General features: G+C 45.2%; 10 protein-coding genes. 8 read left to right on the forward strand and 2 right to left on the reverse strand.

The features are described from left to right. Window positions 1-29: 29 nt before the first annotated feature. Window positions 30-881, reverse strand: a complete 852-nt coding sequence (locus Q1B03_RS20100) for an STAS domain-containing protein (RefSeq protein WP_299745944.1) — start codon at window positions 879-881, stop codon at window positions 30-32. Between the two features lie 226 nt (window positions 882-1,107). Between Q1B03_RS20100 and Q1B03_RS20105 the strand changes: the two genes are divergently transcribed. The 5 genes from Q1B03_RS20105 (at window position 1,108) to Q1B03_RS20125 (ending at window position 9,668) form a co-directional block, all read left to right on the forward strand. Next, window positions 1,108-3,171, forward strand: a complete 2,064-nt coding sequence (locus Q1B03_RS20105) for a sigma-70 family RNA polymerase sigma factor (RefSeq protein WP_299745947.1) — start codon at window positions 1,108-1,110, stop codon at window positions 3,169-3,171. 214 nt (window positions 3,172-3,385) lie between these two features. Then, window positions 3,386-5,293 (forward strand): PTS mannitol transporter subunit IICBA, encoded by a 1,908-nt coding sequence (locus Q1B03_RS20110; protein ID WP_299745950.1) that lies wholly within the window; start codon window positions 3,386-3,388, stop codon window positions 5,291-5,293. Window positions 5,294-5,378: 85 nt separating this feature from the next. Continuing rightward, window positions 5,379-7,448, forward strand: a complete 2,070-nt coding sequence (locus Q1B03_RS20115) for a BglG family transcription antiterminator (RefSeq protein WP_299745952.1) — start codon at window positions 5,379-5,381, stop codon at window positions 7,446-7,448. A 5-nt stretch (window positions 7,449-7,453) separates the two neighbouring features. Beyond that, on the forward strand, window positions 7,454-8,593 hold the full coding sequence (locus Q1B03_RS20120; RefSeq protein WP_299745955.1) for a mannitol-1-phosphate 5-dehydrogenase: 1,140 nt from the start codon (window positions 7,454-7,456) through the stop codon (window positions 8,591-8,593). 418 nt (window positions 8,594-9,011) lie between these two features. Continuing rightward, complete coding sequence (locus Q1B03_RS20125; protein ID WP_299745957.1) at window positions 9,012-9,668, forward strand: 2OG-Fe(II) oxygenase; 657 nt, start codon at window positions 9,012-9,014, stop codon at window positions 9,666-9,668. 36 nt (window positions 9,669-9,704) lie between these two features. Here Q1B03_RS20125 and Q1B03_RS20130 read toward each other — a convergent pair whose 3' ends face one another. Next, complete coding sequence (locus tag Q1B03_RS20130; protein ID WP_299746059.1) at window positions 9,705-10,664, reverse strand: multidrug resistance efflux transporter family protein; 960 nt, start codon at window positions 10,662-10,664, stop codon at window positions 9,705-9,707. 92 nt (window positions 10,665-10,756) lie between these two features. Between Q1B03_RS20130 and Q1B03_RS20135 the strand changes: the two genes are divergently transcribed. The 3 genes from Q1B03_RS20135 to Q1B03_RS20145 all read left to right on the forward strand — a co-directional run bounded on the left by Q1B03_RS20135 (window position 10,757) and on the right by Q1B03_RS20145 (window position 13,622). Beyond that, the gene (locus Q1B03_RS20135; protein ID WP_299745960.1) at window positions 10,757-11,347 is read left to right on the forward strand and encodes a helix-turn-helix domain-containing protein; all 591 of its coding nucleotides are present in this window, start codon (window positions 10,757-10,759) and stop codon (window positions 11,345-11,347) included. Window positions 11,348-11,704: 357 nt separating this feature from the next. Next, a complete protein-coding gene (locus tag Q1B03_RS20140; RefSeq protein WP_299745963.1) occupies window positions 11,705-12,241 on the forward strand; it encodes a sigma-70 family RNA polymerase sigma factor in 537 nt (178 codons plus the stop codon). Beyond that, complete coding sequence (locus Q1B03_RS20145) at window positions 12,222-13,622, forward strand: DUF4179 domain-containing protein (RefSeq protein ID WP_299745965.1); 1,401 nt, start codon at window positions 12,222-12,224, stop codon at window positions 13,620-13,622. Before Q1B03_RS20140 ends, Q1B03_RS20145 begins: the two co-directional genes overlap by 20 nt. Window positions 13,623-13,672 lie beyond the last annotated feature (50 nt).

Consider the following 13,672-nt stretch of genomic DNA (forward strand, 5'->3'; position numbering starts at 1 on the left):
ACCATTGGGATCCAGACCTTTTCTATATATTATGTTCTTGGGTTGATGCTGTATCCCAGGCTCTTCAAAGCATGGAGTAACGTAGAGTGAATATGCAAAGATCCAAGGGGGATGCCGAGTTGAACGGCAGTTTGTGCGATGGCTGGCCTGATTCCCGTGATGACAGGATCGACCCCCACCAAAGTCAGGGTGTTCATAAGTTCAAAGATTTTCTGGGCGACCATGGTGTCGATGACAGGCACGGCTGAAAGGTCCACCACCAAATGCTGGATTTCCTTTTCCACACACTTCTCTAGGGCATGCTCCATGATATACTTTGCCCTCGTTGTATCAATATCCCCGACCAGTGGGAGTATCGCGATCGTATTGGATAATGGAATAATGAGTGAGCTCAATTCATTAATGAGTCCCATTTGATCCTTGAGTCTGCTTTCATAATGAGTCTTGTAGGATATAACAAAGGTTTTTATCACTTCATCAAAGATGGAATGGTAGTTTTCAATCATGGCATAGCGGGCTTCCAGCAGAAGATCTTCATTTTCCATCAGCCAAGCTTTCATAAATTGAAAATAAACTTTCCTGAAACGGTGAAATTGTTCAAGCACCTTATCGATACTTGTCCCGTCATTCACACGCTCTTTGGCAATGAGATTCGACCACTTTAAAAGCTCGTTCGAAAGTTTCTGTTCTTCATCGACCAACGCCTCGGTTATATAGAGTATAAAGCTTCCTGACTCCTGCCTAAGTTTTTCTTCAATTTCTTTCGGTGCGTTCACATTAAAGATGGAAAATTGATCGACTTCCCGCAACTGTAACCATTCACCGATGATCTCATCCGACTGCAAGTGAAAAAAATCCATCAACTTGTCCTTTGTTTTCATCTACATCCTCCAGACTCTTTCATAGACTAATAAATGACTCTTCAGTAAAAAAAATATATTGAAATGGAATAAGTTAGTCAATTGTATTTGATCGTGTTTGCCAGAATTTTGTCTGGGAATTCGTCTTCCGTTTTTTTTAACCCAAACACACACCCTTTATATGGTAAAATGGAATTACATGTTTTATTTTGGAATATTTCGTTTTTTTTAGGAGGGGAATACATATATGGTCACAACGCAAACAGCTCCCTTTTTGATCAGCAGGATGAGGGAAAAGGACTTGGAGTCGGTAATGGATTGGTTTGTACAGCGTAACCAGTCATTCTATGCCCTTGGACGGATATATGTAAATAAGCAAGAGGACCTGGAAGAGATATTTTATCGTTCAATCAACATGATACATAATGAATTACACCGTTTGAAAAAAGAACCTTCATTTGACTCGTGGGCTGTTTCTCATTTTATACATAATGGTCGGGATCTTTCTAAAGATAAGAGTTTCCGGGTTTCAGAAGGACAGAATCATGATGATGCGCTCTTTCAGGCCATACATCAATTGGAGTGGGATGAAAGGGAAGCGATTGCTTTATTCTATTTCAAGGAATGCTCTTATGAGGAAGTTGGGCGTATTCTTGATATTTCAGAAGAGAAGGTAAAATCTGTTTTATTTTCAGCTATACGAAAGCTTCGGAAAGAATTGGGCCACGGTTCTTTCGAGGGCTGCACGGAATACCATAAGCATTATCTTGATTACTTAGGTAGAACGATGGATCGGCCTGGAAAAGTAGAGTTTGAGATGCATATTTACCATTGTCAGGGCTGTCAGGAGGATTTGGCCACCTTTCAGGAAGTGGCACTGACTCTGACAGGAATGACAGATGCCATGGAGATCCCTGTTGGATTCATGGAGAAGGTCAAGAATAAGGTGGAAGAAAGAGAAGCGCGCAGGCAACGGAAGATAAAGAAACGGAAGTCGATTTGGCTTGCCTTCGCAGGTATTTTCGCAATGATCGTTTCGATTGGATTCGTGACAGGTGGATTCTCCAGCCTCTACTATGCATGGACGGAAGAGGATGAACAATTGCGTGCCATTCTCCAGCATGATCTGGGGGAAAGGTTGAATCTCGAGTCGGAAAGCAATGGGGTGAAGATCACCATCAAGAGTGTCGTCGCCGATGATGTACAGACCCTTGTCTTTTATGAAATAGAGGATACCGAGGAAGACAATCGCTATATGATGAATGCTCATGAAGGAGTCCATATCGAGAATGAATACGACGTCATGAGGCGTGATGTGCAAAACATGTTCTATTCTCCTCCTGTCGATCAGGATGAAATACAAAATGAAGAGAAAAATGTGTATAAAGGTACCATGAGTCTCCTGCCGGTTTCGATGGACAGCGGAACCATTAAATTGAATGTGGCAAGACTCATGCAAGTAGATCCGGACACTCGAAAAGGTGAGTATTTCAGTAGGGAGATGACATTTGCGGAAGGGGACTGGAGCTTTGACATTCCGTTTACAAAGCAGTCATCCCGGGTGCATAAGCTGGATAAGGAAATCGACATTGACGGAATTCCAGTCCGCCTGGATAAGCTTACGATCGCGCCGACTACGACGCTCCTCCAGTACAGCTTTCAGAATCAAGGCGGGGACAGAAGGATTGATGTCATTACCTTTGATTCCATTGAATCGGATAAGGAGAGAGTGAAGGCAGACCTCTTTGGAGGGAATATGTACGTTGAATCCTTTGACCAGGAGGGATGGAGTGCCTTTACATCAAGCTTTGACACCTTATATTTTGAAAATCCAAAAGAAGTTGACATACTGTTTGATTCCATTCATTTATCTGTAGACGATCGGAAAACCATCCCACTTGATAATCTCAAGGACCTGCCCGAGGCATTCGAGTATCAAGGGAATACCATTACCATTGATGAAATTCAGGCAGGAAATCCGGCGAAGGTGATTCTTACGCATGATGTATCGAAGGATCGTGCCTATGAAAGAGTGCACTATGGGTTCTCCAGCGATTATTTGATGAATGAAAATACTTCAATTGGAGTTAGTGATGGCGATGGGGTATTGATGGACAAAAACGGCAAGATCCATGAAATCGATGTATATGAGTATGATAAATTGGATCAACCCCGCTACTTCGAGAAGGAACAAACCATTGAATTTTATAACGATTCGTCCAGGGAAGATGTAAACTTGACCAAGCTTGAAATAGGGGGCTACAGCACAACGAAATATGTGGATGACCAGGTGAAGGTGAAGTTGGATTAAGAAGATAGAAGATAAAAAGAGGGACGGACCTCCTGCTTTTAGAGCAGGAGGTCCGTCCCTCTTAAGTGAGAATAACTTCCGCGGCCAGAGAAACAATAGGTTTGTCGTGACAAGGGTGACAAAGTTAGTTTTCATCTTTCTTGAAACCGTCACCATCCGGAGCCTATGATGAATATAAGAAAAATGATTATTCAAACATGAAAGGATGAGAGAAGTGGCTCAATCGAATATGAAAGTCGCGGTACAAAAGTTTGGTAACTTCCTCAGTTCAATGGTTCTGCCTAATATTGGCGCTTTTATCGCTTGGGGTTTAATTACAGCGTTGTTCATACCAACTGGGTTCTTTCCAAATGAAAGCCTTGCCAAACTGGTAGGGCCGATGGTTACGTACCTGTTACCGCTCTTAATCGGGTATACAGGAGGTAAGCTCGTACACGACCAGCGCGGTGGGGTCGTGGGTGCGATTGCGACAATGGGTGTCATTGTCGGTGCACCGGATACACCGATGTTCTTAGGTGCCATGGTCATGGGTCCTCTTGCGGCTTACGTGATCAAAAAGTTCGACGGGGCAATCGAAGGGAAAATCAGAGCAGGATTTGAAATGCTCGTCAATAACTTCTCAGCAGGTATTCTTGGAGGAATCCTTGCGATCCTGGCATTCCTTGGTGTAGGACCTGCCGTGGACGCATTTACGAATCTACTAGTCTCAGGTGTAGACTGGCTTGTGGCAGCTGGACTGCTTCCTTTAACAAGTATCCTGATCGAACCTGCAAAGATTTTATTCTTAAATAATGCCATCAACCACGGTGTACTATCACCGATCGGATTGGAGCAAGTTCAACAGGGTGGAAAATCGATTCTTTTCCTATTAGAAGCCAACCCGGGACCAGGTCTTGGAATTCTACTGGCGTTCATGTTCTTTGGAAAAGGAACAGCAAAGCAATCTGCATCTGGAGCAGGAATCATTCACTTTTTCGGTGGGATTCATGAAATTTACTTCCCGTACGTATTAATGAAGCCGATGCTGTTTGTTTCCGTCATCCTTGGTGGAATGAGTGGAGTGTTCACCCTTGTTTTATTAGGTGGAGGATTGGTATCACCGGCATCACCAGGTAGTATCCTTGCGATTACCGCGGTTACCCCTCCAGAAGGAATGGCGTATCTGGCAAACTTTGCAGCCGTCTTTGTGGCAGCAGCCGTTTCCTTCATCGTGTCTGCCATCGTGTTGAAATCAAGCAAAACGACAGATGAAGACATCGAAGGCGCAACGAAGAAAATGCAGGAAATGAAGGGCAAGAAAAGTTCTGTAGCCGGACAAGTAAGCCAAGGAACAATGCCTGAAGAAGTAAACAAAATCGTCTTTGCCTGTGATGCAGGGATGGGCTCTAGTGCTATGGGGGCTTCACTCCTCCGTAAGAAAGTGAAGGCGGCAAAACTCGACGTCAGCGTAACGAATACATCCATCAGTAACCTTCCATCTGACGCTCAAGTGGTCATCACACAGGAAGAACTGACGCCGCGGGCGAAAAATAAGCTTCCGAATGCTTATCACATTTCCGTGGATAATTTCCTATCCAGTCCGGAGTACGACAAGCTGATTGCGAGTCTTCAGGACGGAATCACGGGTGAGCAGGCAGAGGTTGTGGAGGATGCAGAGGAAGAAACGGTGAACGCTGAACCGAATGCTGATCATGATGATGATCTACTGCTTGAAGAGAACATCTTCATGAATCAGTCTTTTGCCACAAAAGAAGAGGCGATCCGGTTCGCAGGAGAAGCTCTGGTCAAAGCAGGATACGTGGAAGACAGCTATGTAGATGCTATGATTGACAGAGAAGGAATCACATCTACTTATATGGGTAATAATGTAGCCATTCCACACGGTACGGAAGACGCGAAGAAAGCCGTCATCAAGTCCGGATTCACGGTCGTTCAAGTTCCGGACGGCGTGGACTTCAACGGTGAGAAGGCGAAGATGATCTTCGGTATCGCCGGCAAGGACGGCACACATCTGGAAATCCTTTCAGGGATCGCCGTTGTCTGCTCCGAGCAGGAAAACGTCGACAGAATGGTTCTGGCCAAGTCAGCCAAAGAACTGAAGGACATCATTAATAGCAACTAGAACAATCATTCAGAAAGGTAGGATCCCTGCCTTTCTGTTCTCATTTGTATTGATAAAAGCTAATTCAGGGAAAAGAGTGGAAAGAATGTTTATTACATCAAGGGAAAAATCCATCATTGAATTGATCGTAAAAACATCGGGAAAACATACCGTGTACTCTCTTTCTGCATTCTTGAATGTGAGCGGGAGAACCGTTCAGCGCAACCTGAAATCCATCGAAAGCATTTTAAAACAGTATCATTTAGAACTGAAGCGGACGGGCAATGAAGGACTGTTCATCGACGGGAAGAATGAACACATCTATCGCTTGATCCAGAAACTTGCGGAAGTGAATCCGACCGATGAAACACCTGAAGAGCGAAAACTGGGTTTATTGATCATCCTTCTCCATGAAGGATCTTCCTTCAAAAAACAGGTCCTTGCACAGCAGTTGGGGATCAGCGTCACGACTCTCACTTCTTATCTCGATGAAATCGCAGATTGGCTGCAAAAATACGGCATCACCCTGACAAGGAAACGAGGGGTGGGGGTGGAGCTTACCGCAGATGAAGCCGACAAACGTCATGCACTGGCAAGCTTCTTCCTCGTCTATTTTTATGAAGACATCATCGAGACCCTGTATGGGATGCAAAAGGGGAATCACCTAGATGAGCCGGTGCTGGGGTATTTCAAACCGGACTATTTACTCGCTGTCGACCGGGTGGTGAACCAACACTTGGCAGAGGGGCAAATCACCTTGACGGACAGTGATTATATCGGTCTTGTTGTGTATACCTGCCTGACGATACAACGAACCGAAAAGGGCTTCGAATTACAGAAATATGAGCAAGCGGAGGATCATGATTCTACTGAAAATCAGCTGATGGACATGATTTACAGGGAACTGAAAGATAAGCTTTCCATTCCCATGACCAATCGGGATGTCCAATTTTTGACCGTTATTTTAAAAGGATCCAAAGTTCAGGATCCCGACGTTGTTTACTATGACAGTATCCTCCTTGGCCATCTCATCAAGAATGTCATCAAGGATGTATCGGAAGACCTCCATGTGGATCTGTCCGATGACTTTTCCCTTTTCCAGGGCCTGCTTGCCCATATGGGACCGTCCATCTTCCGCCTGCAGCAGCAGCTGGATCTTTTCAATCCATTGACGGATGAAATCAAGAAGAAGTATCCCGTGTTATTTTTAGCAGTGAAAAAGAGTCTTGAAACGGAATTCAAGGATATTTCTTTTCCCGATGATGAGGTCGCCTTCATCGTCCTTCATTTCGGATCGGCCATGCTGATGAATGAAGAGAAGGTGAACATCCAAGCGGTGGTCGTCTGTCCGACAGGGATCGGGACGTCCAAGATGCTCGCCAGCCGCATCCAGCGGGAACTGACGATGATCAACAAGGTGGAAATCCTGTCGATCAAGGATTTTCAGAGTGCAAACCTTGATGACTACGATATTGTCATTTCCACGGTCAGGCTCCCCTTTACGGAAGTGGAGTATATTCTGGTAAGCCCGTTATTGAGCGAGAAGGACATCGGATTCATCCAAAGCTATCTGCAGAATAATGTTGAAAAGCTGACGAGGAAGAAATACTTGAAGCCAGCGCCGCGATCGGTTGAGAAAACCGAGGTCAGGATGCTCCTTCAGGAAATCAAGGATGTCCACTCCAGCATGGAAGCCATCCTCACCAATTTCCGGGTGTACCGGAAGCAGTCGACGGGAAGTCACTTCAGGATCCTGAATGAAATGGTGGAACAAGCGGAACTGGACGAACTTCTTCAACACACGCATGTGGTCATGCATCAGCTGATCGAAAGGGAGAAAAAAGGCGGACTCGGGATTCCGAAGACGAATATGGGCCTCTTCCATTGCCGTGACCACAACGTGAAGAAGCTGATCTTCCAGGTGGCCCATCTGGATGAACCTTGTAAGATCAAAGGGATGGACGGTGGGGAAATGGAGATGAAAAGCCTTCTCCTCATGCTTGCCCCTGAAGAATTGAGCAGGAGGGAACAGGAAATTCTCAGCCTGATCTCTACAAGCTTAATCGAAGATCACCGGTCGATGATGATCTATTCGTCCACGAACGAAGCGGTCATTTTAAAGAAATTAGAAGAAATCTTTTTGGACTACTTACAAACTAATTTGATAAAGGAATGATGATGTTGAAACAAACGGTACATTTTGGAGCAGGAAACATAGGCAGAGGGTTTATCGGAGCATTATTCACACAATCAGGTTACCACGTGACCTTCGTAGACATCGCCGAGCAGGTGATCAACAAGCTGAATGAAGAAGGACGCTACGAAGTGAAACTCGCCACGGAAACGAAGGAAACCGAAACAATCGAGAATGTATCCGGACTGAACAACCTTCATCAAGAAGGGGAAGTCATTGAGACGATCGGACAATCCACCTATCTGACGACGGCGATCGGACCGAATATCCTTCCACGGATCGCTCCCCTGATCGCCAAAGGGATCGAAAAACGCATCGCCTCATCAGATGAGCCGTTATACGTGATTGCATGTGAAAATCAGATCGGTGCCACTGATATATTAAAGAATCATATTATAGAAAATCTTGATGAGAAAACGATTGCGATGCTTGAAGGAAAAGTCTACTTCTTCAATTCAGCCGTCGACCGCATTGTACCGATTCAAGATCAGAGCTCACTAGATGTACTCGTTGAACCGTATTACGAATGGGTGGTTGAAACAAAAGAAACAATCCCGCCTGTTGAAGGCATGACGATTGTAGACGACCTTGCTCCATTCATCGAGCGTAAGCTGTTCACGGTGAATACAGGCCATGCGGTCATTGCGTACCTTGGTTACCTGCAAGGCAAGTCAACGATCGATCAGACATTGGCCGATGAAGCCATTGCCGAGCAGGTCAAGGAGACACTGAAAGAAACAGGTGCCTACCTTGTGAAGCAATACGGACTTAATGAAAACGAGCATCTTGCTTATATTGATAAGAACATCGTACGCTTCAAAAATGCTTACCTGAATGATGATGTCAGTCGTGTGGGACGGGCGCCGATCCGCAAGCTGGGTCCTGATGACCGCTTGATCCGACCGACGACAGAGGCTCAAAAAGCGGGGCTCTCTTATGCCTACCTTGCCAAAGCGATTGCTGCAGCGCTATTGTTTGACAATCCTGAGGATGAACAAGCGGTTGAAATCCAGGGCATGATCAAGGAACACGGACCTGCCCATGTATTGAAAGAAGTGAGCGGACTGGATCCGGATAGCGAGATTGTGAAGGAAGTATTGGTTCAGTATGAAGGTTTGAAGGAATAAAATGGGATCGGCTGTCGAACTTGATTCGGCAGTCTATTTTTTTGGAAGGAAGACGCAGAGGAATCGACGCATAAATTTTAAAAAGACGCATACTTTCGAAATTTGATGTATAAGAGGAAACCGGCGCATAAAACCCATCCGTGTCTTTTCTGTGACGTCCCCGCAACCGCGCCAATCCTACAATCCCCTTCATTCCCATCAGACCCCTAATTTTTCATCAAAAAAAAGATAGAATTCCCCTCATCACGGGTGTAAAATATATAAAAATACACACGCAGGAGGAAACCGCCAGCCAAAATAAAGACTACAGTTATGCCTATTGTTGCTATCGTTTTTTTCTAGATTGGAAGAATCAAAGGGTGCTTCCACCAATATAAAAATTCAGAATGTTAAAAATACGATAAGAGGTTGATGAAAGTTGGCAATGGATAATACTGAAATAGCTGTAAAGGAACAAACGATTTTCCACCATACGGGGAATAAGATCAAGACGGACGACCGGGAGATTCAGATCATCGCGAAAATGGAAGAGCCGTTGATCGTCGTTCTTGGAAATGTGTTGAGCCATGAAGAATGTGATGAACTCATTCAGCTTTCCAAGGATCGGGTCGAGCGCTCGAAAATCGGTAACACACGCACAGTGGACGAGCTTAGAACGAGCAGTTCAGTGTTCCTAGAGGAGAATGAACACGACGTCGTGTCTTGTATCGAAAAACGGGTCTCTCAGATTATGAATATACCCGTGGAGCACGGGGAAGGTCTTCAAATCCTTAACTATAAACCGGGTCAGGAATACAAGGCTCACTTTGACTTCTTCTCGGCCTCATCAAGACCGGTGAAGAATCCGAGAATCAGCACCCTCGTGATGTACTTGAATGACGTAGAGGAAGGCGGGGAAACGTACTTCCCTAAATTGAATTTCTCTGTTTCTCCGCAAAAGGGGATGGCGGTCTACTTCGAATATTTCTATGATAACCAGGAGCTGAACGACTTGACGCTTCATGGCGGCGCACCGGTTGTCATCGGGGATAAATGGGCTGCTACCCAGTGGATGAGAAGAAAGGTATTTAAATAAAGTGAAGGAGGAGCATCCAGGATGCCCCTCCTTTTTTTAGCTGACGGATTTAACGGCTTTGACCATTCCGGTATTCATTCTTTTCACGTTTATGGTGTGGATGATCATTCCCGTGATGATCAGGAGGATGCCGATCAGGGCTATTCCTGATGGAAGTGGAACGGACAGGATCGCCGCTTCTCCTATGATGACAAACAGGATCTGTGTCGATTGGGTCGCTTCCACTGCGGCAAGTTTCCCGGGAGTGTGCCTTGCCTGATTCGTGGCGATGAAGAACAGGGACGTCGCAATCACACCTGAGCATATGGCGACAATAAAGGATTGTATCACTTGCTGCTCGCTTGGTGCCCCAACCTCGAAGAACGCATAGCATCCTAAGATCAGCCAGAAAGGAGTGCTTGCGATCGTCATCCCGAGCACACGTTGGAAGGTATCAAGCTTGCCACCGCACACCTCCATCATTTTCCGGTTTCCAAGAGGATAAGCAAAGGCTGCGATGATCACAGGTAAGATCCCAACGGCCATTTCAGAAAAGGACAATCCACTGGCATTTTCCTGTTGAATGAAGAGAACCCCAACTAAAATGATGGAGGATATGGCCAAAGCTCTTTTTTGAATGGTATGCCTGCGCCTGGCCGGCCCGGAAGTATAAAATAAAGGAGCGAGTAAGATGCCTGCGACGATGGTAAACTGCCACGTGCCCGCTACAAGCCAACCCGGTCCGTACGCAGCCGCATAGGTGATAGGACCATAAAAGAGGACAAACCCGACAAAGCTCCACGTCAGCCATTCGAATGGTTTCTTCTTCATTTCAATCCAGACTTGATTTATATTCTTCCGTAAACCTACAATAAGGAATAGGAAGGGTAGCATGAACAGGAATCGCAGGGATGAACTCCACATCCAGCTTCCACCAGCGAGCTCCATGGACCGGTTCAGAATAAAGGTGACGGCAAAGAACATAGATGAAATGACACCGAGAGCAAGCTCTTTGATGATGAACACTCCTTTCCAATACATATACTATAGTTTATTTTTTATATATTATAATATACTTACATACGTTGTCTATAGAAAGAGGTAGGATTATGAGTAATGACGGTTTGACTTGGCAGGACCCGGAAAAATTGGCTAGGCACGTCGGGATGACACTGAGACATATACGACATGAGCGTGGGCTAAACCTCCAGGAACTCGCAGCTATGACCGATGTCAGTACTTTGACTTTGGGCAAGATCGAAAGGGGAGAGGCGAATCCATCTTTGACGATCATATGGAAAATTGCGAACGGACTCGCGATCCCCATTTCGGCCCTTCTCGTGGAAAAACAAGAAGTCCAGATTTCCCGGAAAAATGAAGGGAGCAAAGTGATCAGTGCCAATGAGTCCTTGACCCTGGAACCGATGTTTACTTCCTCTGGCTACAGCTCATTGGAAACCCACAGGGCCTTCCTGAAACCGGACAGTGAGTACCGTGCGGATGCCCACCAGCCCGGGGTGATTGAATTTGTAACCGTTATGGAAGGAAAAGTACGTGTGAAGGTGCAGGATGAAGTATTCGAGCTCAGTCAGTATGACTCGATCAAATTCCATGCGGATAAAGGCCATAGTTACATGAATATGGAATCAATAGAAGCGGTCCTCCACTTTGTGATGATCTATACGGGACGGGCGGATTGAAGCTTATCGAGACGGATAAGCTTTTTTTAGTGAAAAGCATTACGATGGAAGATAAAAAAGGATTTTTCAACCTTCCTTTGGCTTTTGGATCATTTTCATTCAATCTTGGTGGAGGATGACCCCATCCTACTTAATTGCGTCGAAATCGTCCATGATTGCGTCATTTTCAAGGTGAATTGCGTCATGATCGAAGTAATTGCGTCGATTTCAAATTTATTGCGTCGTTTTTCATAGTTTATGCGTCTTTTTGAAATAAATGGTAACTACCCTCAGTCTACATCGCATGACACCCCATAAAAAATTCCTTGAAACTTTTCCCGCCTCACCCGACTCTAATGAATGACAGGAGGTTAATCAATGGATGTGAAACTCGTAAAAAGAGCAATCAAAGGGAATGAACAGGCATTTGAAAGGCTGATCCACTCAGAAAGCGAGAAGCTGTACAGGACGGCATTTCTATATGTAAGAAATAAAGAGGATGCTCTCGACGTGGTGCAGGAAACGGTTTGTAAAGCATTCACCTCGATAGCCCGTTTGAAGAACCCAGAGTATTTCAGCACCTGGCTGATCAAGATCCTGATACATACGGCATACAGCATGTTGAAGAAACAAAACCGACTGGTCCTGACGGGGGATGAGTTTCTAGACAACACTCTCGTCTCAGAAGAAACGGATATAGAAGGGCGGATCGACTTGATTACGGCCATGGCGTCTTTGAATCAGCACTATCAAACCGTCATTATCTTATTCTACTTCCAGGGTCAGTCGATCAAGATGATATCCGATACGATGGGTACGCCTGAAGGGACGGTCAAGACGTATCTTCACCGGGCGAAGCTGGAATTGAGAATGCTGCTGGAAGGAGTGAATCAGTATGGACAAAAAATGGTTTGAGGAAGAAATGAACAGCATCGAGGTACCAAAAGAAAAGGTTTTTGAGGCAATTTCAACAGGAATCCAAGAAGGCAGAAAACAAAAGTTCCGGAAAAAAACGGTCAAGATAAGTGCCGCATTTACCACCGCTGCTGCCTCCATGGTACTCGTATCGGGCTTCCTGTTCTCACCTGTGAACAATGCACTGGCCAAACTGCCTGTACTGGGTGCCATTTATGAAAAAGTCGGTTCGGATGTCGGAAAAGAACTCTATTTCAGCGATAAAGTGACGGAAGTTAATCAGGCCGCCACTTCCAACGGCGTCGATGTGACAATCACAAGCACATATTATGACGGGAACGTCATCGGAGTCACCTTCAAGGCGAAGGGTGATGACCTTTCCATCGAACATATGGACGAAGGGAATCGTCCGGTGAGCGGCTACAGCTATCATCTCTTCGACGGTAAGGATCAGAATCAATGGGGATCGGGAAGTTCGGGTCTTAAAAAAGACGGGGATGAGTTCATAGGCTCGATCGAATTTTACCGGGATGGGAAAGAACCGCCGGAAAACTTCACGCTTCCGTTAACGTTCACCCATATGGCAGATGTGAACGGTACCTGGACCTTTGATGTACCGGTCAAGAGGATTCCATCTGAAAAGATCAAAACAGATGTAAGGACAGAATCGCCCAATGGGGAATTTGAGCTGCAAGTAACATCTGTTACTAAAGGAAAAGCTACGACTACGCTGGAGTATACCTATTCGGTGGAGTCCGAGAAGGATACGTTAAATCTGATTGTGTTTGATGACTTAGGGAACCGGTTATCAAAGTCCAGTGCAGAGACACTAAATATCAAAGAAATTGACGGTTATTATCAAAAGACTGTCAGGGAGCTGTTCACGAGTAAACTCAGTGATAAAGCACAGTCGCTGAAAGTCCAGGCTGATATGGAGCGAGTAGATGAAGACGGCATCAACTCACTGAAGGATTCACCTCCATTCCAGGTGAAGAGCCCTCGTTTTGGTTATCAGGTCACGGTACAAGATATCCAAAACGCAAAAGGGAAGGTGACAGTCGATTTCACCATTGATCATATCAAAGAAAAACAATTCCAATATGACATATTAAAGAGCTTTGCTCAATTCGTTCAGGTGATCCCATCAAAAGATATTAAAAGAAATGCGAAGGATGAACTGGATTATAATGAGATGCTGAATCATATGATCAGAAGTGCTAAAACGAAAACAGTGGATAAGGATACTCTCCGTTATCAATCCACGTTTACATTGCCTCAGGATGCCAACCTTGAGGACTACTCACTGATTGTCCCATTCGAGACATTGAGCAGAAATGATAAGCCGGTCAAAATGAAACCGTTCGAAATCAATCTGAAATAAAATGATCCACGAAATCCCCGGGCTACTTCCGGGGGTTTTGCCTATTTCTC

It is taken from the genome of uncultured Rossellomorea sp. (assembly GCF_947488365.1).
GTDB lineage: Bacteria > Bacillota > Bacilli > Bacillales > Bacillaceae_B > Rossellomorea.